Source organism: Sinorhizobium sp. CCBAU 05631 (assembly GCF_002288505.1).
In the GTDB taxonomy this organism is placed as follows: domain Bacteria; phylum Pseudomonadota; class Alphaproteobacteria; order Rhizobiales; family Rhizobiaceae; genus Sinorhizobium; species Sinorhizobium fredii_C.
This window is the reverse complement of record NZ_CP023065.1, coordinates 674,851-695,839: the sequence shown is the minus strand read 5'-3', so window position 1 is coordinate 695,839 and position 20,989 is coordinate 674,851. Positions and strand designations below refer to the sequence as shown.

The 20,989-nt window shown below is 59.1% G+C and carries 14 protein-coding genes and 5 pseudogenes; 12 read left to right on the top strand and 7 right to left on the bottom strand.

What is annotated here, in order from left to right:
• The first annotated feature begins 17 nt into the window (after positions 1-17).
• The 4 genes and pseudogenes from SS05631_RS29965 (at position 18) to SS05631_RS32710 (ending at position 3,198) form a co-directional block, all read left to right on the top strand.
• A pseudogene (locus tag SS05631_RS29965) lies at positions 18-756 on the top strand (SDR family oxidoreductase).
• A gap of 25 nt (positions 757-781) precedes the next feature.
• Positions 782-1,531, top strand: a complete 750-nt coding sequence (locus SS05631_RS29960) for an SDR family oxidoreductase (protein WP_037427491.1) — start codon at positions 782-784, stop codon at positions 1,529-1,531.
• A gap of 76 nt (positions 1,532-1,607) precedes the next feature.
• Positions 1,608-2,198 carry a thiamine pyrophosphate-binding protein gene (locus tag SS05631_RS32715; RefSeq protein ID WP_348225566.1) on the top strand — a complete coding sequence of 197 codons (591 nt, stop codon included), beginning with the start codon at positions 1,608-1,610 and terminating at the stop codon, positions 2,196-2,198.
• A pseudogene (locus SS05631_RS32710) lies at positions 2,116-3,198 on the top strand (thiamine pyrophosphate-dependent enzyme). The gene SS05631_RS32715 and the pseudogene SS05631_RS32710 overlap by 83 nt, the downstream one beginning before the upstream one ends.
• 150 nt (positions 3,199-3,348) lie before the next feature.
• Here SS05631_RS32710 and SS05631_RS29950 read toward each other — a convergent pair.
• The 4 genes and pseudogenes from SS05631_RS29950 to SS05631_RS29930 form a co-directional block, all read right to left on the bottom strand.
• Positions 3,349-3,658: pseudogene (locus tag SS05631_RS29950) on the bottom strand (transposase); the annotation flags it as partial.
• 225 nt (positions 3,659-3,883) lie between these two features.
• Positions 3,884-4,297, bottom strand: coding sequence for a DUF5615 family PIN-like protein (locus SS05631_RS29940; RefSeq protein WP_037427488.1), 414 nt, complete (start codon positions 4,295-4,297; stop codon positions 3,884-3,886).
• A complete protein-coding gene (locus tag SS05631_RS29935; protein WP_080579329.1) occupies positions 4,294-4,959 on the bottom strand; it encodes a DUF433 domain-containing protein in 666 nt (221 codons plus the stop codon). Before SS05631_RS29935 ends, SS05631_RS29940 begins: the two co-directional genes overlap by 4 nt.
• A gap of 208 nt (positions 4,960-5,167) precedes the next feature.
• On the bottom strand, positions 5,168-5,914 hold the full coding sequence (locus SS05631_RS29930; protein WP_050994798.1) for a methyl-accepting chemotaxis protein: 747 nt from the start codon (positions 5,912-5,914) through the stop codon (positions 5,168-5,170).
• Between the two features lie 81 nt (positions 5,915-5,995).
• Between SS05631_RS29930 and SS05631_RS29925 the strand changes: the two are divergent.
• Positions 5,996-6,376, top strand: a pseudogene (locus SS05631_RS29925) (transposase); the annotation flags it as partial.
• On the opposite strand, the gene SS05631_RS29920 reads toward SS05631_RS29925, so the two are convergent.
• Positions 6,302-8,128: a methyl-accepting chemotaxis protein gene (locus SS05631_RS29920; RefSeq protein ID WP_245369182.1), complete on the bottom strand. Its 1,827-nt coding sequence runs from the start codon at positions 8,126-8,128 to the stop codon at positions 6,302-6,304. The pseudogene SS05631_RS29925 and the gene SS05631_RS29920 overlap by 75 nt on opposite strands.
• 277 nt (positions 8,129-8,405) lie before the next feature.
• Here SS05631_RS29920 and SS05631_RS29915 point away from each other — a divergent pair, with 277 nt between their 5' ends.
• The 3 genes from SS05631_RS29915 to SS05631_RS29905 all read left to right on the top strand — a co-directional run bounded on the left by SS05631_RS29915 (position 8,406) and on the right by SS05631_RS29905 (position 12,169).
• On the top strand, positions 8,406-10,400 hold the full coding sequence (locus SS05631_RS29915; RefSeq protein ID WP_037427262.1) for a DNA/RNA non-specific endonuclease: 1,995 nt from the start codon (positions 8,406-8,408) through the stop codon (positions 10,398-10,400).
• A 332-nt stretch (positions 10,401-10,732) separates the two neighbouring features.
• Positions 10,733-11,176, top strand: a complete 444-nt coding sequence (locus tag SS05631_RS29910; RefSeq protein WP_245369181.1) for an NUDIX hydrolase — start codon at positions 10,733-10,735, stop codon at positions 11,174-11,176.
• A gap of 420 nt (positions 11,177-11,596) precedes the next feature.
• Entirely contained in the window at positions 11,597-12,169 is a 573-nt protein-coding gene (locus SS05631_RS29905) for a hypothetical protein (RefSeq protein WP_095678164.1), read from the top strand.
• A gap of 59 nt (positions 12,170-12,228) precedes the next feature.
• On the opposite strand, the gene SS05631_RS29900 is transcribed toward SS05631_RS29905, so the two are convergent.
• The gene (locus SS05631_RS29900; protein ID WP_050988439.1) at positions 12,229-14,709 is read right to left on the bottom strand and encodes an EAL domain-containing protein; all 2,481 of its coding nucleotides are present in this window, start codon (positions 14,707-14,709) and stop codon (positions 12,229-12,231) included.
• 307 nt (positions 14,710-15,016) lie between these two features.
• Here SS05631_RS29900 and SS05631_RS29895 point away from each other — a divergent pair.
• Together SS05631_RS29895 and SS05631_RS29890 are read left to right on the top strand one after the other, a co-directional pair.
• Positions 15,017-15,464 (top strand): annotated as a pseudogene (locus SS05631_RS29895) (transposase).
• 921 nt (positions 15,465-16,385) lie between these two features.
• A complete protein-coding gene (locus tag SS05631_RS29890) occupies positions 16,386-17,120 on the top strand; it encodes a response regulator transcription factor (RefSeq protein WP_037427270.1) in 735 nt (244 codons plus the stop codon).
• Between the two features lie 45 nt (positions 17,121-17,165).
• Here the strand turns inward: SS05631_RS29890 and SS05631_RS29885 are convergent, their stop codons facing one another.
• The gene (locus SS05631_RS29885; RefSeq protein WP_157213233.1) at positions 17,166-19,490 is read right to left on the bottom strand and encodes a PAS domain S-box protein; all 2,325 of its coding nucleotides are present in this window, start codon (positions 19,488-19,490) and stop codon (positions 17,166-17,168) included.
• Between the two features lie 243 nt (positions 19,491-19,733).
• On the opposite strand from SS05631_RS29885, the gene SS05631_RS29880 reads away from it, so the two are divergent.
• Positions 19,734-20,222, top strand: a complete 489-nt coding sequence (locus SS05631_RS29880; RefSeq protein WP_050988441.1) for a hypothetical protein — start codon at positions 19,734-19,736, stop codon at positions 20,220-20,222.
• Between the two features lie 277 nt (positions 20,223-20,499).
• Complete coding sequence (panD, locus tag SS05631_RS29875; protein ID WP_037427278.1) at positions 20,500-20,952, top strand: aspartate 1-decarboxylase; 453 nt, start codon at positions 20,500-20,502, stop codon at positions 20,950-20,952.
• The last annotated feature ends 37 nt before the right edge of the window (positions 20,953-20,989 follow it).

Below are 20,989 nucleotides of genomic sequence, written 5' to 3'. Positions count from 1 at the left end.
ACTGAGGATTGGATCCGATGAACAGATACGAAGTTGCCCTTGTCACAGGGGCCTCGAGCGGTATTGGGAAGGCAATCGCGCTTGAGCTTGCCTCGGCCGGGCTCAGGGTCCTTGCTCTTGGCAGGGACCGTGCTGCGCTTGACGAGCTTCACTCGACCGCGGGCATCGTGCCCGTCGTCTGCGATCTCTCTGACGTTTCCGAAGTCTATGGGAAAATCGCGGGGGAAAAGATCGACGTGCTGGTGAACAACGCCGGATTACTCACCGCCTCGGCAAGCCTCGTCGACCTGTCTGAAGACGATATTGACGCAATGATCGACATCAACATTCGGTCGGTCTTCAAGCTGACGCGGCATGTCCTGAAGCAGATGATCGAACGTCGCCGCGGCCATATCTTTTTCACCGGTTCAAGCGGCGGCCTTGCCCCTTCATCCCAACTCTTCCGTTTACGGCGCGACGAAGGCGGCCGTCAGCCTGTTTTCATCTGCACTGCGCTGCGATCTGATCGGTCTACCGATCAGGGTGACGGAGCTTGTTCCCGGCCGCGTTGAGACGAACCTCTATCGGACAGCGCTCGGCAAAGAGGGCGCAAAGAAGAAGCTCTACGACGACTATGAGGCGATCCAGCCCGAACACATGGCGCGACTGCTGCGTACGGCGCTGGAGTTAACGGACTTCGTCGACGTAACCCGCCTGGAAGTGATGCCGACGGGCCAAGTAGTCGGCGGCGCCCAGATGTCCAAACTTTCTCGTTAACTGCGAACCTTGGAAGGAAAAGATCATGCAGGGTATGAACATCGTCGTCGTCGGTGGTGCGAGCGGCTTCGGCCTCGAAACGGCAAAGCTCATGGTCCGTGACGGCGTGTCGAAGATCGTCATCATCGACATCAATCAGGAGCGTCTTGATGCAGCGAAGGCAGAGCTGGCCGGAAAAGGCACCGAGATTTTCACGGTCGTCGGCGACATCGCACGGGCAGAAGGCGCGCACGCTTCCTTCGACGCTGCGGTCAAGGCCGCAGGGCGCATCCACTCGCTCGTCAATTGCGCAGCGATCTATCCGCGCGCACCGCTGCTCGAAATCACCGACGATATGTGGGACGCTGAAAATGCTATCAACATCAAGGGCACCTATCACATGATGGTGGCGGCGGTGAAGCACATGCAGGGCCACAAGGCCGAGGGCGAAGTTTCCGGACGCATCGTCAACATTACCTCTGTCGACGCTTTCAAGGCGCACCCGCAGAACGCACACTACGCCGCGACCAAGGCCGCGGTCGTCAGCTTGACCCGGTCCTTTGCGCATGCGTTCGCCAAGGATCAGATTCTGATCAACTCCGTCGCGCCGGCGGGCATGGCGACCGAAAAAGCCAAATCTCTTGGCTTCCTCGGCGAGCTTGCCGCGGCCAATCCGTTGGGCCGGGCTGCCGAACCAGCAGAAATTGCAGAATTCGTAGTGATGGTCGCGGGCCCGAAGAATACATACATGACCGGTGAACAAGTGATCGTCTCGGGTGGTTACATCTACGCCTGATGGCGTTCGGGTCGCGCCTGGTCTTCTGGCGCGACCCCATAGGAATCTAGATAGCAAGAAAGGGAAGGCGGAGACGATGGGAAACGGCTTACAGGAGCGAAGCGGTGGCCTGATCCTTGTCGACGCCCTCCGGATCCACGGTGTGGAACGCGTCTTCGGCGTGCCCGGCGAGAGCTACCTCGCGGCGCTTGACGCCTTCCACGATGCCGAGCGTGCGATCGAGTTCGTCATTTGCCGGCAGGAGGGCGGGGCGGCCTATATGGCGGAAGCCTATGGCAAACTCACCGGCAAGCCAGGCATCTGCTTCGTCACCCGTGGGCCCGGCGCCACCAATGCTTCCGTTGGTGTGCATACCGCCTTCCAGGATTCAACGCCGATGCTCCTCTTCATCAGCCAGGTGGCGCGTGAACAGACGGAGCGCGAGGCCTTTCGGGAGATCGACTATCGCCGGATGTTCGGCCAGATGGCAAAATGGGTAGTGGAGATCGAGGATGATGCTCGCATCCCGGAACTCGTCAGCCAGGCGTTCCATCGCGCCCGCCAATGGCCGGCCGGGACCCGTCGTCATCGCGCTGCCGGAGGACATGTTGACCAATCGCGTGACGGTCGCCGATACACCCGCTTACAAGCGCGTCGAGACCTATGCCGGTCAGCCGCAACTCGATGAGCTGACCGAACTGCTAGCGAAAGCCAAGCATCCGTTGGTCGTCGCCGGTGGTGGCGGCTGGACGCAGCAGGCTGTCGCCGACCTGCGTTCCTTCTCGGAAGGTTTCTCACTGCCGGTTGCTGCCTCGTTCCGCTGTCAGGACTATTTCAACAATACACATGCTAATTATGCCGGTGACCTCGGCATTGCGGCCGGGCCGAAACTGATTCAACACATGAAGGACTGCGACCTGCTGATCGCAATTGGCGCCCGTCTCGGCGAAATCACGACCGGCGCCTATTCGCTCATTGATATCCCGGTGCCGAAGCAGACCCTGGTCCATATTCACCCGGGCGCAGAAGAGTTGGGCCGCGTTTATCACGCGACCCTGCCGATCAATGCCAGCGCCGTGGGCTTCCTGTCGCAGGCGACCGGGCTCGAACCGGCTGTTGCGCCAGTCTGGGGTGATTGGACGAAGGCTGCCCATGCCGACTATCTGAAGAATCCGCAGGTGCCCGGCCCCGTCCAAATGGGCGAGGTGATGGCATGGCTGCGTGCTCATCTGCCTGACGATGCCATTCTGACCATGGGAGCCGGGAATTACACTGCCTGGGCGCATCGCTTCTACCAGTACCGCACGTTCCGCACCCAGCTCGGCCCTACCAACGGCTCCATGGGCTACGGCGTGCCGGCCGCGATTGCGGCCAAAATTACCGCGCCGGCGAGGACGGTCGTGGCCTTTGCCGGCGACGGCTGCTTCCTAATGAACGGACAGGAGCTGGCGACGGCCATGCAATACGACGTTCGCGTCATCTTCCTCGTCATCAATAATGGCATGTACGGCACAATCCGCATGCACCAGGAGCGGAGCTATCCGGGCCGCGTTTGCGGAACGCGGCCCGCAATCCCGACTTCGCCGATCTTGCCCGCTCCTACGGGTTGCACAGCGAGACTGTGAAGGCGACCGAAGATTTCGTCGACGCCTTTCGCCGCTCGGAAGCCTCGGGCAAGCCGGCGCTAATCGAGATCCGCATCGATCCGGAAGCGCTGACGCCCAAGATGACCCTGACGCAGATCCGTGAATAGGCAATCGCGTCGGGGAGATAATCAGCAAGGGAGGCGGCGTTACTCCTCCACTTCGTCTAGCATTGCGCGAAAGCGATCCAGGATGCGCTACCAGCGCCCGCTCCGAACGCTGGTAGCGTTCGAACAGCTCAGTGGAGAAATGCCCGGAGCGATCCTGCGGCACCCGCAGTTCCAGTTTGCCGACCCGCGTCATCAGCGTCCGACCGTAGTAGCCGGAGCGGTAGCCGAGCCGCTCTGGCGTGCGCTCGCCTTTCACCGCCCCCCGGGGCCTCGTCCATCTCCGCTTCGAGCACCTCCTGCATGACCGCGCGGACTACCTCGCGCAGCCCATCGGGGTTCGAAAGCAGAATGTCTTTGACCGCAGTGCTGGCGGTCTTACCTTCAATCTTGGTCATGTAGCGTTCCTCGTGAGGGAATCAGGTGACTTCGACATCACCAGCCTGCCATGACCGCCCCTCGCAGAGAATTTGCAGAACCTTCGGCACACTACCGCGGTGTTCGTACCCGTGACTACAGTGTTCCGCGCAATGAACCTATCGTTGCTCCGAACGAAACAGGGCGAATCGCCGTGCTGAAGGATCGGTTAGCTGACCCTTCATTTCCCCCCCGAGCCCTTTTGATTATTCTTTCGGGAGAGCGTACCGAAGCACGCGCAGGTCTTCCTCTTCGAGGGAAATTTCCAGCACTCGATTGACGAGATCCTCGTCGTTATCGAGTTCAATCAATGCCTGCTCGAATAGCTCGATCTGCATATTGAGGTCCATGCCGGGGGGGCCGTTAAGGCAGACTAGCCCGGCATGGATGGCGACGTCGGTGTATTGCCCCTTGGTGCCTGGCCTGTCTTTTGGCCCCCGGAAATCAACCGAGTTTTTCGTGACAAACGTCCAGTCGCCCTCAAGAGTGATTGGCTTAAGCTCCCAGTCCTTCAAGCCGCCCAATTTCATCCAGACCACATGGCTTGTTTCCCCATGGCCTTTTTCGATTGCCATTTTTGCCAGTTCAGGACTGAGGCACTCGTCGATCAGAAACTTCATCCCGTCTTCCTGCGACGGGGGACACGACGATCTGAGACGATGACCGAGCCTTCGGGAAGGTCGCCAAAGGCGCGAGGCCGGCCGCGCAAGGGGTTAGCTTCCGCGTAGATTGAGGCAAGCCTTATCTTTTCCGCGTTCAGGCTAGGCCAGGCTTCTAGAATGCGCTCCGTCGAATGACCGGCAGCGACTGATGCGGCAACATCGTAGACCGGAACGCGGGTCCCCCGGACGACGGGCGTACCGCCAAGAATGTCGGGCGAGGATGTGACAATCTCTCGTGCTGCGGCAAGGTCGTCCAGCCGTTCGCTCGCCCCTCTCATAAAGGGCATGAGATCGATCGTCAGAAACTCGTGGTGCACGGTCCAGTCCTCTCGCAACAGGGCAGCCCATGGAAGTGTGCGCGCCTTTGCCAGCCTGGCCTCTGCGGTTCGGATGGCAAACAGTCGCTCTTCCGATGTGAGGCGACGCGCGCTCTCGAAATAGAAGGCGATGAGGGAGCAGGCCCCGGCCAGGACATGGCGACCGTTGTCAAGCGACACGAAGGCTTCTGGCAGAATATGCTCATCGATGACGCGATTGACGTCGCGTAGGCTCACGCGCGAGACGACGGCAGCCTCGCTCGCCTTCAGCATTTCCGCAACTGCGGGCATGTGGGCCTCCATATTAATGCTTCCGATCCGTCGGAATATATAATGTGCAGGTGGTCATATCAAGGCCTTGAAGACGAATGGGTAGGCATCGCCTGATGGTGGGGCGCGTGCGACACTCAATCGACCGGCGGGAAGAGGGGTCGTTTTCACCGCCCCTGATCCCCGCGCCGCAATCCAAATGGCAATGGTGCTTGCTGTTAAATATTTTGACGGGGTTCCATCAGGCAGCCTTCATTGTTTCCGATGCGCTGCCGCTGTTCTCACCAAGATCGAATCGGTCGACGAGTTGCATCAGGTAGTCCGCCTCGCCCGACAGCGTCCAGCTCGCGGCTTGCGTCTCCTCGGCCATGGCCGCGTTGCTTTGCGTCAGCTGATCAAGCCGCGTGATTGCAACGTTCACCTCGGCGATCGACGAAGCCTGCTCCCGGCTCGACAGCGCGATTGCTTCGATCTGGGTCGAGATCTCGAGGATGTGCTTGGAGATATCCAGCAACGCAGCACCGGTTTCGGAGACGAGGCCGGCGCCCTTGGCGACTTCGGCCGTGGAGTTTCCGATTAACGCGGCAATCTCCCGAGCAGCCCCGGCGGACCGCTGCGCGAGTTCCCGCACCTCCTGCGCGACCACGGCAAAACCTTTGCCGGCCTCGCCGGCGCGCGCCGCCTCGATGCCCACGTTGAGCGCCAGCAGATTGATCTGGAATGCGATGTCGTCGATGACCTCGATGATGTGGCCGATATGGCTGGAGGCGGCCTCAATCCGCCCCATGGCCGCAGTCGCATTGCCCACGACCACGGTGGAGTGATCGGCGTCTTGCTTGGCCTTGGAGACCGTATTGTCGGCATTGGCCGCCTGGTCGCCTGCCCTGCGGATGGTGGCGACGATCTCATCAACGCTTGCGGCTGTTTCTTCGAGCGACGCGGCCTGCTGCTCGGTGCGACCGGAGAGCGCCTTGGCGCCCTCGGCCATCTGACGGCCGCTTCGGATGACGGACGACGTCGTGCGGATGTCGAGGAGGGTTTGCCTGAGAGGCTGCCTCAAAAAGAAGTGGGTGATTTGGTCGGTCTCATGGTCCACTGCGCCGACATTCAAGACCGGGACGGTGCTCCAGACCTCTTGAAATCCATCCGCCATAGATGGCCGTGGTTGCTGCATGTTTTTGCCGATGGCGGTTATGCTGGCGACAAACTGAAGAGGCGGCTGAAGAAAATCGGGCGCTGGACTCTGGAGATCATCAAGCGCACCGACAAGGCAAAGGGCTTTGAGGTTCTGCCGCGCCGATGGGTCGTGGAACGCACTTTCGCGTGGCTTGGCAGATGCCGTAGACTGGCGAAGGACTTTGAGAAATCAGTCGCTTCAGCCGAGGCGTGGATCATGATCGCCCACATTCGCCTCGTCACCCGACGCCTTGCAAGGTATTGCTACCATTGAGTTCTTTTCGAGTCCGACTCTGAGGCCCGCGACGGCGGCGTTGAAATCGGTGCGCAGCTTGTCAAGCGCCGGGGCGAAGGGTGTCTCGATCGTTGAGGTCAGCCGGCCCTTTGCCATGGCGTCGAGCCCATCTGCCAGTGCGTCGACTGCGAAGGCGATTTCCTGGTCGCGGCGCAACTTTTCCGCCTCGTTTCGCTCACGCTCGGCATCGGCGGCGGCGCGCTCCTGCTCGGACCGCTGTTCGAGCGCGATCCTCGCCTTCGCATTGGTCTTGAAGACGTCGAGGGCACGCGCCATCTCGCCGATCTCGTCGGCGCGGTTCCGGTTAGCGACAGCCGTGTCGAGCAGGCCACCGGCCAGATTGCGCATCGTCTGGGTGATCTCCCCGATCGGCCCCTTCAGCGTCAGCACCAGCGCCGCGCCGGAAACGAGAGCGATGATCACGCCCAGAACCATGGCGCCGATGGACAGCCTATTGGCATCCTGGCTCTGGCGCCCGGCGGCGCTCCGTTGCAGGTCGGCGAACAGCGATATCTGCTCGCCGATATGGTCGATCTCGTCGGCAGCGGCCTGGAATTGCTGTGTGCGCTTGCCGGTGGCGCCGACAAGTTCGACGGCGGACTGTTCAATCCGGTCGAAGGAGGTTGCGAGCTTGGTCGACTGCTCCCCGGCGAAGCCGAGATCGCCCGCCGTGGAGCTCAGCGCAAAGAGCGCGTTGCGGCATTGCGCGAGGTGCATTGCCAATGTCGACTGCTTTTCTGCGGAACGGTCGAGCATGAATTCGGCAAGTGCGATGCGCGTCAGGTAGATGGCATCGGTGAGATGCCGCGTGTCCTGCATTACGAGCCCGGCCTTGGCAACCGAGGCATCGAGCTCCTCGAAAGTCGTCGACACATCCTGCATCTTCGCGGTCGCCGCCGCCTCCAACGGCTCCTTAAGCGCTTTGAGCTCAGCGAAGACATCCAGGATTTTCTCTATGTTTTCCGGCGGGCGCGCCTTGTCATCCACCAGCGCACTCAAGGCCCTGACGTTGACCGAAAAGGCCTTGCCCAGCGGCTTGGATTTCTTCGGCAACGCGATCGGTAGCAGCTTCTGGTGAATCTTCAGGTCGCCCATGGCTGCGGCGAGCGCCCGATAGCCCTCGCCATCGTCCTTGCGCGCGGCAAATGCATCTCTGAGCGCAACGACAAAGCTTGTCGCAGAGAGGATCCTTTGCGCGTCACGCAGTTTCTCCTTGGCGTCGTCTTCCTGCGTGGAGATCGACTTGTCGAACGCGGTGGCGGGGGTCAAGAGATCCGCCTGCGATGTCGAGATGACCCCCAAGGCCTCCTTGATGCCGGCTTCGAGGCGGGCTTCATCGGCATGCAGAGCCCAAAGGTCGTCCATTCGGCCGTTGATCGCAGAAAGCGCCGCGGATGCGCTTTCGAGCTCCGCCCAGCCTTCGGCCTTCGGCGTCAGGCGTGCGCCGGCAGCGTCGAGCGCGGCGCGCTGCTCGTCGAGCTTGCTGAAGACGAGCGCCCGGTTTTCTTCGGTCGTCTGGTCGAGAAAGCCGATCATTGCCGCATAGACATCCTTGAAGCCGCGCAGCGATGCCGCGACGTCGTTGGATATCGCCATGCGGCTTTGCAGAAGCCCGGATGCGAGCATGCCAGTCACCCCGACCGCGCTGATGCTCAGGATGAAGGGCAACACCAGCAGCATCACCTTCGTTCGGATTTTGAAACGCGAGAGGAGGCGATCGACCCAGCCCATGAGATGTCCCGAAATTTCGTTGAGGTGGCAGCCGCGTGCCGCGCAGCATCACGGCATCGATAGGCGGCGAGGGATAACAAATCGATAATGAAGCGGCGATCACATGCAAATGTCACAAAACATTCACACAAGCTGATTTGTATTATTTTTCAATCGACTGGGGGATACTGCAAACCGCGAGCAATTCTTTCCGCTATTGTTGGATCACCAGTCGGTTCGTCACGTCGCTGTTGTTTCCGTGCTGTAGTTTTTCGCCACAGTTGAAGAGGGGCTACCAATGGAACTCTCCAAATTTGCGGACGAACAACTGGCCGATCAGATCGCCGCAGGCCGCGAGGCTGTGCCCCAAGTTGATCCCATACGGTTGATTGAGCAGGTCGTCCATCGGGCGCGCGCTGGGGCCGGGGTGGATTTCGACGTCTTTGAGTCCCTCATCGGCGAAAACGATCTCGTCGAAATCAACTATCTCGAGCGTGGTTTGATGGCATCAAGGGCGGTGTGCAGGATCAATGTTCCGGCACCCGTTGGCGACAGTAGCGACTGGGGGACAGGGTTCTTGATCGGGCCGCGGCTCTTGTTGACCAACAATCACGTCATCGACTCCGCTGAAGACGCTCTCAAGGCTACGGTCGAATTCGGCTACGAACTCGACGCCGAAGGGCGGCTGAAACGCACGACACGCTTTCGGCTTTCCCCGCAAGATGGTTTTGTAACGAGCCCGAGGGATGCGCTCGATTACACGGTCGTTGCGATCGAGGAAAACAGCGAGGATGGCGCGACGCCAATCTCCGACTTCGGTTTCTTGCGTCTCGACGCGCGCACCGGAAAGACGGAGGTCGGCCAGTATGCGACCATCATTCAACATCCCGATGCCAAGACGAAGCGCATCTCGCTCAGAGAAAACAAGTTCGTCAAATATGGGGACGAGGCGGACCCGGAGCGCGACAATTTCCTCTGGTACTCTTCCGATACGGCAAATGGTTCGTCTGGCGCAGCCGTCTTCACGGATGCCTGGCAGGTGGTTTGCCTGCATCACGCAGGCGTTCCAGACCGAAGGATGATCGATGGCAAGGAACACTGGGTGCTGACCGACAAGACAACGGCGCCCGCTCGCATCGCCATCAATCTGCCCGTCGACAAAGTTCACTGGCTCGCGAATGAAGGCGTTCGCATTTCCAAGCTCATCGCTGACGCCGAACAGCAGGTTGCAGCCCCGGGCTTTCCGCGCTCGACCCTCATCGACGATCTCATTGCCGATGCCACCGGGGTGAAAGCCTTTGCTGGCACGACACCAGGAGAGAGCATCGTCGGGCCGCCGCTCGTCGCCGCACCGGCCCTCAGGCTTGTTCCTGCCGAAGCAAGACGCCGGCCGACGCAGCATACGCACCCGGCCAATTATTTCGATGGACGCGAAGGATATCGATCGGATTTCCTGCCCGTCGAAATCCCGCTGCCCACACTCGGGGTGAACGCATTGCGGCATGGTTCGCCGGCGAAGGTCACCGGTGCAACCGACGACGTCCTGCGCTACCAGCATTTCTCCGTGGTCCTGAATGCCAATCCCAAGCGCAAGATGGCCTTCTACACGGCCGTGAACATCGCCGGTGCCCGTTGGACGAACCTGGAGCGGGGAAATGACAAATGGTTTTATGATCCGCGCGTGCCAGAGGAACTGCAAAACGGCGACGAACTCTACGGTAACGAGCCGGTGCCATCGAAGAACTATTTCGACCGCGGCCACCTCGTGCGCCGCCTCGATCCGGTTTGGGGCGAGATCCGCGTTGCCAAGCAGGCCAATGACAACACGTTCCAGTGGACCAATTGCTCGCCGCAATATTGGGGCTTCAATCAGGGCGCCGATCTCTGGCAGGGTCTCGAAAACTTCCTGCTCTACAACACCGACGAGGAGGATGTTCAGGCGTCCGTCTTCTCCGGGCCGCTGTTTCGCGCGGACGATGAAGAGCACCGGGGAATTCTGATCCCACAGTTTTTCTGGAAGGTCATTGCGGTAACCGACAAGAACAACAGGCTCTATACCAGCGGCTACATGGTCAGTCAGCAGGACTTTGCCCTCGACATTCCGTTCGAACGACTCCCGGTCGGGCCGAACAGCACAAAACCTGGTCAGAATTTCCAGGTCCCGGTGGCAAAGATTATCGAAGACACCGGTATTGTCTTTGCAGACGAGATCTTGAGCGCCGACGCCTATTCCGGACCGTCAACCGGGCGAGCATTGCGCACCGTGGCGGACATACAGCATCCCCGGCGCTGATCATGCAAAGCCGCTCTTTGCCGCGGGCTGCATCCAAGGTTTGCGGGCGCATCGTGAAGCCAAACGTCGCCAGTTGCACCGCCGGCCCGCTGATCGCCGTCGAGGATCTGTCGCCCTGGACATCACGCGGCCTTTGCAAATCTGGCACGTTCGGGAGGGACATTCGGTTTCTCGTCTGATCGCCCCCGTTCACGGCTACGGTTGCATGTCATAGAACAGTCATAAACGGCAGCAAACCTGCTGCGATTGCCAGCTTGCCGCGGGGCTACGAGGTGAAGGGGGACGATCGCTTGCCATCAAGCCGCTTTGCCCGACCGGAGGCCGTCGCCGTCTTGCCGCGCACCATCGAGCAAGCCGGTGCGATCTGCTATCGAGCATCTGCAGACAACGCGATCGAGGTGCTGCTTGTCACCAGCCGCAGAAACGGGAGCTGGGGAATCCCGAAGGGGCAGATCGAAGCAGGAGAAAGCTCTGCTGTTGCGGCTGCTCGCGAAGCCATGGAAGAGGGCGGTGTAAGCGGCGTCGTATCAAGGGAGACGATTGGCTCGTTCGACTACACCAAGGAAGGCAGTGATCTATCCTACCACATCAGCGTCCACTTGCTTGAAGTGAAGGAAACACTCGCAGACTTCCCGGAAAAGCAGATCCGAAGATTGAAATGGACCCCGCTTGACGCGGCGGTAAATCAGGTTTCGCAGCCCGGGCTTCGGGATCTTCTGTTGTGCTCAGGTGGCCGTATCCGACCGCAAATCCTCGACAGCGTCCTAATTTCATAGCTTTCCGCCGTCTCCTCAGCCTGTGCTGCCGGACCGATGTTAAACGCGACAAATCTCGCTTGGGCGGCCCGCCAAGCGCACCGTCGTGGTTCTATAACGAAACCGAACTTTTTGGCGTGCGGGAGCAGAGCGGACTACCCAAACGCTCACTTTTCATAAGCTCCGCGGCAGCATACCGCACCGACGAAACCCCATGGCAGCTACGAAACGCCTGGAACCGGCTGGATCTGCATCAGAGGCGACGGCTATGCGCCATCTTTGTGCCATCCGCGGGAAACAAGTGGCGGTTGAGCGTGACAACCATCACGGCGCGGCGGTCAAGCAGATGAGATATTCGTGGCCTTGCCTCGTAGTAACCGGCAGCACGGCAGGTCTAAAATGGCTACGGCGAATCGCGCTCCAGGTTCTTAAGGTGGAACGATGAAAACCCCGTGGAAATTCCTTGTTGAACTGGCGTCGCGGCGACGACCGTCGGGCGCTGAACCCGACGCTCTTGAAAGCGAAGCCGAACACACGCCGGCGCGTCCGTTCGATAATCCGACGGAAGCGCCAGGCACCGCTGATCGCGACGCCGGCATCCCGGTCAATCATTCTTCCTTGGCGGTGGACAAAGCGGACGACGCCGCTGTTGCCGCGCAGCCAACGGACCTGCCCATTGGAGAAATGGAAACCACTACGCTAAATGCAGCGCAACCTTCAGCGACGGAAGCGGCTGACGAGGCGCCACAAGGTAAGCAAAGCACAGAGTTTCTGACGACACCGCGGGTCGAGCACCGACAGCGTAAGCAGAGGCCCCCCGCCGGCGCGAAGAGCGTTGGTTTCGCAGATAAAGATCGACACGCAGAACCTTCGCGCTCCGGGGACCCCCCCTTCTTGAATGAGGTGGTCATCCTCGACAAGGAAATCCAGGAGCTGAGAACCCTCCTGGCTCAAAAGCTTCATCTGCAAAACAGGCAGCTCAAGAGAATGCTTGAACGTTTCGACGGTCGTTGACGCCCAGAGATCCGACTTGTCGTGCTTGTCTCCTGACCGTGTTCTTGCGATGGCGTCGTTCACGCGGGTTGCATATGGATGGTCTGGATGAGCTCAGGTATCTGCTCGGCGGGGAGGGGGCGTGCGAACAGATAACCTTGCGCCTCATCAAACCCCTCTGCCTTGATGGCGTCGAGCTGGCTCTCCGTCTCGACACCTTCGACAGCCGTTGTAATTCCCAAGGTGCGACCAATTCCGGCGACCGCGCGTATGATCGCCAACGATTCCGTGCTCATCGGCAAGTCGGAAATGAAGCTGCGATCGACCTTGATCTTGTCGAAACGAAAGCTCCTCAGATAACTGAGCGATGAATAGCCGGTCCCGAAATCGTCCATGGCGATCTTGACGCCGAGCTGACGCAGCTCCTGAAGGAGCCGGAGGTTGTTGTCGCTCTCATCGAGCAACACTGACTCGGTCACTTCGAGCTGCAATCGTGATGGGTCCAACCCGGTTTCGCCCAGAGTATCGCGAACGTCGCATGCGAGCCCCGAATTCCTGAACTGCAGGGGGGACAGGTTCACTGCCACACTGACATGCGATGGCCATTTGGTCGCCTCCTTGCATGCCTGCCTCAGAACCCAGTCACCGAGCGGAGTAATCAACCCGGTCTCCTCGGCGATCGGGATGAACTCCGCTGGGGATATCCGCCCGAGCTCTGGATGTGTCCACCGCACGAGCGCCTCGCAGGTCGTGACTACGCCTGTTGGCAGGCTTACCAGCGGCTGGTAGTGGACCTCCAGCTCGCCGTTTGCGAGCGCACGCCGAAGGGAGACCTTCATCTGCTGTTTTGTTTGAAGATCAGCGTCCATACCGGGCTCATATTCCACGTATGTGCCGCGGCCGCCGGCCTTGGCCCGCTCAAGGGCAATATCGGCAGACTGAACAAGCTCGTCGAGTGACTGGTCAGCCACCCGGCCGGCCACCCCGCCGACGATGACGCCAAGATCAACCTGCGTTCCATCGAGCTCATACGGCACTTCAAGCACACCGATAAACTGCTGAGCCAGGTTGCGCGCCTCGTTGCTGCCCGTGATGCCCGTGCGCAAGACGACGAATTCGTCGCCACCGAAGCGGCAGAGCATGTCGGAGTGCTTGACACACTTTCGGAGCCGCTCAGCCACGTGACGTAACAGCAGGTCGCCGGTGGTTCGACCATAGGCGTCATTGATCGCTTTAAGATTATCGAGAACAAGGCAGAGAAGCGCGATTTTTGTGCCTGGCGCGATCTGGTCCGAAATCCGTTTGAACTCCTCGCGCAGAAACTGTCGGTTTGGCAATCCCGTGAGCGAATCGTGTCGCGCCATGTGGTGAATTTGCTTCTGTGCCAGTAGCCGCTCCTGTTCCGCTTTGCGACGTTCCGTGATGTCGAGCGCAATGCCAACATAGCCGAGAAACCCGCCATCCGAAGCAAAGCGCGGCTGCCCGATATCAATGACCCAGGCTAAGCTACCGTCAGCGCGACGAAGTCGATATTCCACCCGAACAGGTTCTTGCCGCCGCAAGGCATCGTCAAAGCCGCATTCGACCTTTTGACGATCATCTCGGTGAACGGCATCCGCCCATCCGAAACCTCTGGCCTGCTCGGCGATTTGACCGGTGGTTTCGAGCCAAAGACGGCTGTGGTAAGTGGCGGCACCACTTGCGTCCGTCACCCAGATCATCACCGGCGCGTCGTCGGCGATCGCTCGGAAACGGGATTCGCTTTCCTGGAGGGCTTCCCACGCCCTGCGGCGATCGTCGACATTTTCGACAATCCCGTACCAGCGAACGATCGTGCCGTCTTGCGCCCTTCGCGCAGCAGCACGGTTGCGAAACCAACGATAGCATCCCTCTGCGGTCGCAAGGCGGAACTCGACGTCGAGCGGCTCGCCGGTCAGAAGCGATCTCAACCACAGGCGCTGCACGCCGTCGAGGTCGTCGGGATGTATCGCCTTCGCTCTCTTCAGAGCATCGCCGGCTTCGAAGCCGGTGATGTCTTTCCAGCGCGGACCTACCTCGAGAACGTCTCCGGATGGACTTGCGGTCCACGGGACCTGGGGATGCAGCTCAACCAATGACCGATAGTGCTCTTCACTGTTGCGCAGTTCGGTCTCGGCCTTGCGACAGGCAGTGACGTCCTGGATCGTCGCGACGACAAGCCTCTGCTTCGAGCCTCCACTGGCGAGTTCGGCACGACGCTGCTGCGTCACAAGGTGCCTTACCGTGCCGTCCGACAAGGTGATGTCTTCCTCGACGGAGAGAGCAGTACCCGTCCTGAGGACCTCCTTGTCCATCTCGCGAATGCGATTGGCCTCGACGCCAGGCAAGATGTCGCAATCGGTGCGGCCAACCAGATCTCCGCGCGTCTTCCCGACCAGGGCACATGCCGCAGCGTTCAGGAAACGGAAGCGAGACAGCTCGTCCTTGATGATAATCGGCTGGGGAATAGCATCGAGAATGGTCTCGAAATCGTGGTCAAACAACTTCATCTGCTCCGGCGACTTGAGTTGCGTCTTTTCCATCATGTCTTCGACAATCACTCTTAGGAATGTTGGCGGGAGTGGCTCTGAGGCCGCGTGGCGGAACACCACCGGCTGCAGCGAAGGTGCTCATCCGCGCATTGTCAACATCCTAAGGTAGCAACCGTGAACAAGAAATAAGCAAGTGTGCCTTTTCTGGACAACCCGGCCGGCAGGCGTGAACCAAGCGCCATCGCTCGACAGCCTCATGCCGGGCGCTGAAAGATCATGCAAGAAGTCGGAGTTTGACCATCGTGCCCACTCTGGTGTTCACTGGAGCAGGAATGACGCTCATTAAAGGGAACATAGGATGGCGGACGAGAGTAACTTGGGCCCGGTGACTGCGGATCCAGAGACGGTCACCGACGTGAAAATACCAACGGCCAAGAAAACCGAAGTCGCCACGGCGCCAGAAGGCGGTCGCTGAACCGGCCCAGTCAAAGACGGCGGCCAAACCGAGGCGGTATAGCGAGCACGAGAGAAACGAGAAGCTCCAGCTCATCGAGACGCAAGTCAGTGAAGGCAAAGGCACACTGAAGGACGCCATCAAGGGCGCCGGCATTTCGGACCAAATCTACTATCAGTGGAAAAAAACTGCCAAGCCCGTGGAGCAAAAGGCCGAGAAGCCTGTTGCGACCGGCGACGAATTCGCAGATCTCGTAGCGCTCGAAGAAGAAAACCAGAGGCTCCGCAAGCTTCTGGCGGAAAAGTTGCGCGCGGAAAATGCAGATCTGCGCAAGAGGCTCGGTCTGGATTGACCAAGTTATCCGAGTGGATGAAGAACCGACTCACATCCCCTTCGGGCTGATGGAGCGGCGCCACCAGACGATTGCTAACGCTAGAGACTGGGAAGGAACTCCCGGTCGACATCGCGACGAGTTCCTCAAGGGCGACGCTGTCCAGGACGAAGCGTTTCCGCCGGCACCGGGCCGGGACCCGCGCTGAACAGGTATAGCCCTGTTCCCAGGTTCGATGTTCTCCATGCGGGCGTGCGCGGGGCCGCGAGATGCATCGCCGACTGCGATGCCGTTTTAACCCTTTTTAACTGTCCCGAAGGCTCGAGTTAACCGCGGGCATGACACCAACGGCGCAGCTTTTCTCTCTCACTGTCGGTGACCGAGATCAGCAATCGTCTCCAAAACGGGTCATCGCTCATGGCTTTCACCGCTCCTAGGAACCGTTCGACTTACCTGACTCGCATTGAGGCCCACCCCAGAACACGCGCACGCCTAAAGAGAGATTGTCGTTTCTTAGTAAGGCTTGTCTATCCTGCAAAGGCCTTACGAAACCTGACCGTAATCAAGGCCGCGGTTGTAGAAATATCGGAGGGCGGTGCACGAATAAGAACGAGCTACTCTGCAGTTCCGGACCACCTCTACATCGCCCTTGGAAACTACGAGTATTTCATTGGAGCAACGGTATCAAACCGTTCAAAGAACGAGGTCGAGGTGGAATTTATTAAAGAGCAGCCTTCTCGACTTATCAACGTTCTGTCGCGTGTCCAATTCCCACTCGCGACCATTCATGACCTGAAGAGAGTTCTTGAGGTCGACTGATACGTTTTCCGTCACATTTAGCCCAGACTGCCGCGCCCAACGCCAAGCGGCTTGCTTCCCACGCGAGGGAAATTGAAAGTTTAAAGGGTTAGCTGGGTCGGGTCGCGGAGGGGGGCCTCAGGCTTGGATATCCTACTAATTGAAGACGATGATCTGGTCGCAAAAACGATCATCCACTGCTGGCCAGTGCCGGGAGACAAAATTCGCTTGCTTTCGAACTACAGCCAGTGCCTGCGGACAATACATAGTGGGGAGATTGACGTCTTCGATGGCGCGATCGTTGACATCCATTTGCCAGACGGAAACGGGCTCGAGATCCTGCGCACTGTAAGGAGGGACTCAGGGATACCTCTGATCTTGATTTCGGGGACAGGAACCGCAGAAAGTCGGGCAAGCGCCTTGGATGCGGGCGCCGACGACTATGTGATGAAACCTTTTTCGGTGCGTGAACTTCAGGCGCGCCTTACCCGCGTCGTGGCAAAGTCGGTGAGCATGCGTTTCGAGATTCCTCGATACGCGTTGGCGATTGGAAGCGTAAACTGCGATTTGACCAGCAGAGCCTTGACGTGCGGCGGCAAAACAGTGCCCCTCACGGATCTCGAAGCGCGGTTGGTTTCGGAACTCAACAGAAACCACGGCCGCGTGTGTAGCAAATCGCAGCTTTCGAAGCACGCTTGCTTCAGGGAATATGATCCGCGCGACAAGACCCTGGATGTTTACATCTCAAGACTGAGACGAAAGATCGGGGAGTTGGATTCGCAGAGCGTGGAGTATGTCCAGACGGTCCGTGGCGTCGGATATCGTTTGATCACGCCAATGGGAATAGCCGCTACCTCAAAGTCACCAAAATCCACGTAATGACCTTCAGAGCATCGACCTGGCGAGCGGAAGTGCAAATCGCGCTCATAATTTTTCAGTCTTACCATCGAGTATCACGCGCAGCTTTGCAGCCAACTCGCTTGGTCGATAAGGTTTGCTGAGAAAGTGGAGCCCACGATCGAGTCCACTTCGATGAAGGGCCGGGAGCTTTCCTGTGCATCCGGAAGTCAGCAGAATAGCTATGGTAGCTCGAATCTTGCGAGCTTCGTCGGCCAGCTGCTTGCCATTCACTCCACCCGGCATGATGACGTCAGTAAACAGAAGGTCGACATCAGGGATATCGCGCAGAAGGCTCAAAGCCTCTGAGCCGTTTCTAGCGGAAATCACGTGGTAACCAAGCTCTTCGAGCTGCGCGGCGGCATAGCTCAGCACGAGGACGTTGTCCTCCACCAAAAGAATCTTCTCCCTGCCAGGGGGTAGAGCGGGCTTATCAGGGCGCGATCTCGTCTCCGTCTCGCCCTGAACATCCCTCGGAAGGTAGATCTTGACTGTCGTTCCCCGACCGGGTTGCGAGGAGATCTTAACATGCCCGTTCGACTGCTTGGCAAAACCAAAGACCATGCTCAGGCCGAGGCCGCTCCCCTTTCCGGCCTCTTTAGTTGTAAAGAATGGCTCGAAAACGCGCGCAAGAATGTGAGGTTCGATACCAGTGCCGGTGTCGGAGATGGCTACCGATACATATTGACCGGGCGCAATGTCCGCGTTCCAGTCCGGATGGATTTGATCGAGCGTGCTATTGGCGGTTTCAATGGTCAGACGCCCGCCGCGCGGCATCGCATCGCGCGCATTGAGGCAAAGGTTCAAGAGGGCAGTCTCGAGCTCCGAGGGATCGACAAGCGCATTCCACAAGCCGCTATGGCACCTGAATGCGATGTCCATATCCTCGGAAAGTGCTCGTCGCAGCAGTCCATCCATATCCTTCAACAGCGAATTGAGATCGACCGCTCGCGGCTCAAGCGCCCGGCGGCGGGCAAAGGCGAGCAGCCGATCAACGAGATCAGCGCCGCGCTGAGCGGCCGCAGAGATCATTTCGGCAAAGCGAAGATTCTTGTCCTCGCTCAGCCGTTCAGTGAGAACCTCGGCGTTGCCCAAGATTACCGTTAGAAGATTATTGAAGTCATGCGCAACGCCGCCCGTAAGCTGCCCTACTGCCTCAAGCTTTTGCGCTTGCCGCAGTTGCTCCTCGATCGCTAGCCGTTTCGTTATGTCCGAATTGATCGAAAGAATGGCTTGCGGACTCCCCGCGCCGTCGTGCATCAGCGAACAGCGGGCCTCTACTGTAATGCGGCTCCCATCCTTGCGCCATTGCACGATCTCGCCACTCCATTCACCACCTGTTACGACAGAAGCGACGTAGGCGACGGGATTAGAGAAACCGCCATAAAGCAGCGCGCCAAGCGTTTGACCGACCGCTTCCTCCGCCGTCCACCCGTAGATTCGCTCTGCGCCCTTGTTCCAGAACAGAATCCTGTGCGCGACGTCATGGACGATAATCGCATCTCGAGCCATATCGAGAAGGGCCGCCTGCTGGGCAAGCCTGCCTTCAGCTTCCTTGCGGGCTGAAACGTCGGTCATGCCACCGACGAATCGAACTGGCCTCCCTTGGCGGTCGTAAATGATGTATCCGGAGTCCTCGACGTAAGCGACCGAGCCATCACCACGAAAGAACCTGTATTGATCTTCCCACGTCTGTTCCCGGGACTCAATCGCGGCCACGGTCGAACGCAAGACACGCTCCAGATCATCGGGGTGAATATGCGCCTTCCAAAACTCCAGGTTTCGGCGGCTCTCTTCAGGTGAATGGCGGAATATGTCTTTGAGACCTTCGCTCCACCAGATTTTATCCGTAACAACGTTCCAATCCCATATTACATCCGCCGTTACATTTGAAACGGCCCGGAATAATTCCTCGCTTTCACGAATCTTCTGTTCAGCAGCAAGGCGCTCGGTGACATCCAGCGCCATAACCAGCCTTGCGCATCGCCCCTCCAAGTCGAAGGCATGGGACGATGTCTCTGCGAAGATGATCCGACCATCGTTGAGACGATGCCGCCAGACGCCCGGTTGCTCTAGACCATCGCGGCCGTTGGCTACACTTTCCAAAAAGGCGGGCACATCCTCGGGAGGAAGAATGTCCCTCATCGTCATCTCGAGGAATTTCTGCTGAGAGTACCCATAGCGGGCAACAGCAGCGTTGTTTGCCATCAGGAAACGAAGGGTCTCAATATCGTATACCCACATCGGTTGCGGGTGAGAATCGAATAGCTGTACGTAATATGATGCACTTTGTTGCAGGGCGTTGCGGTTGCCATCATTCATTTTGGTTGTTTCAAGACTCGCAATTGCCAAGGCGATCGCCTTGGGTTGAGGGCATCCTAATCAACCAGCTTCCGTTGTCGAGGGTCCGGCCCTATTCAGCTCGTCGGCGTTCAAGGATAGCGGCAGGCAGCGACATGGCGGCGTGAAACACCACAGCTGCGCTCGTAACCCCGGGGAGTTGAAGCCCACGACGAGGCGCTGTATTGGTGTCTGTCGGGAATGAGAGCGGCGCCGATCGGTGTCTACTTGGCGGGTACCTGGAATCGAGAGTGTATGAGAAGGCCAGAACGAACATTCGTTGTTGAATTCAAGGGGCGACGGCAGGCAAAGGCGGGGGCGAATTCGATCTGGGGCGACACGGACTTCAAGGCCCTGACCCGGGAAGTGGAAGAGAAAGCGCCGCATCTGTTCAGTGCAGATGAACCACCGGAAAAGCCCGACACGGGTGGCACCACTCCGGTCCATCCAGTGGTCGTGAACGCTTCGAGCGGTCCCGCCGGCGATGCGGGTGAAGAACAAGAATTGATCCCGCCCCTCAATGACGCACAGCTCGCAGTGTCGGGCGAGGATGGGGCCGGTTCGGCAGCCGAAGCTGTCGAACAGGTGCAGCAGAGCCAGGACGTGTCGCAGCTCCCACTGACACCGATGAACGCTCGTCGCAAGCGGACCAAGCGCACCGGCGCATCGGATCTCAGATGTTTCGAAGGGCTCGCGCGAAGATCAAAACCCGCAAACCAACACTGTCAAGGATGCGTTGCCTGACGAGCTTGCTGTCCTCGATGCGGAAAACAAGCGGCTCAGGCGGCTGCTGGCGATAGAGCTTCACGCTCAGAACATGCGGCTCAAGACCATGCTTGAACGATGTGTTGCGGTCCAGGCGGGCGGCATGTAAGGACGCCATCGGGGGCCGGGTTGCAGAGCGATCAAGTCGCAGCGCGCCTGCGCTTCGTCGGACCGACGGTGTTCCGGACGGACGCGACACTTTCGGTCGCACGGGCTTTGTTCTAACAATGCGCCGACGAAAGTGATGGTGAGGGACATGAGAAAGCTGGTCGCAGGCAAACTGCATGGCATCCACGTGACGGAGGCGAACCTCAACTATCATGGGTCGATCACGCTGGACCCGGACCATTGCGAAGAAGCCGGCATCCTGCCGATGGAGTTTGTCGAGATCTGGAACAAGAATTCGGGCGCACGCATCTCCACCTACGTCGTTCTTGGCGAGCGCGGCTCAAGGTGCTGTATACTCAACGGCGCGGCGGCGCGCACCTGTCAGCCCGGTGACCAGATCATTATCTGCAACTCGGTCTATCTCGACGAAAGCCAGATCACGTCGCTGAAGCCGAAGGTGCTTACCTTCGACGAGAACAATCACGTTATCGACCGGCTGAGCTATTCCGTCGACGTCGATCCCGACGGGCGGTACACCTTCGATATTCTGGATGAGACGCACACCACTTTGCCGATTCCGCTGATGGTATCCGGCGCATAGTGGCATTGAGGGCACGTGACGCTCTGCTGGAAAGATC

Excerpts from the sequence above, each read along its gene's own strand:
- SS05631_RS29960 (WP_037427491.1), top strand. The coding sequence starts at position 782 with ATGCAGGGTATGAACATCGTCGTCGTCGGTGGTGCGAGCGGCTTCGGC.
- SS05631_RS32715 (WP_348225566.1), top strand. The coding sequence starts at position 1,608 with ATGGGAAACGGCTTACAGGAGCGAAGCGGTGGCCTGATCCTTGTCGAC.
- SS05631_RS29940 (WP_037427488.1), bottom strand. The coding sequence starts at position 4,297 with ATGAAGTTTCTGATCGACGAGTGCCTCAGTCCTGAACTGGCAAAAATG.
- SS05631_RS29935 (WP_080579329.1), bottom strand. The coding sequence starts at position 4,959 with ATGGAGGCCCACATGCCCGCAGTTGCGGAAATGCTGAAGGCGAGCGAG.
- SS05631_RS29930 (WP_050994798.1), bottom strand. The coding sequence starts at position 5,914 with ATGGCCGAGGGCGCCAAGGCGCTCTCCGGTCGCACCGAGCAGCAGGCC.
- SS05631_RS29920 (WP_245369182.1), bottom strand. The coding sequence starts at position 8,128 with ATGGGCTGGGTCGATCGCCTCCTCTCGCGTTTCAAAATCCGAACGAAG.
- SS05631_RS29915 (WP_037427262.1), top strand. The coding sequence starts at position 8,406 with ATGGAACTCTCCAAATTTGCGGACGAACAACTGGCCGATCAGATCGCC.
- SS05631_RS29905 (WP_095678164.1), top strand. The coding sequence starts at position 11,597 with ATGAAAACCCCGTGGAAATTCCTTGTTGAACTGGCGTCGCGGCGACGA.
- SS05631_RS29900 (WP_050988439.1), bottom strand. The coding sequence starts at position 14,709 with ATGGAAAAGACGCAACTCAAGTCGCCGGAGCAGATGAAGTTGTTTGAC.
- SS05631_RS29880 (WP_050988441.1), top strand. The coding sequence starts at position 19,734 with ATGAGAAGGCCAGAACGAACATTCGTTGTTGAATTCAAGGGGCGACGG.
- panD (WP_037427278.1), top strand. The coding sequence starts at position 20,500 with ATGAGAAAGCTGGTCGCAGGCAAACTGCATGGCATCCACGTGACGGAG.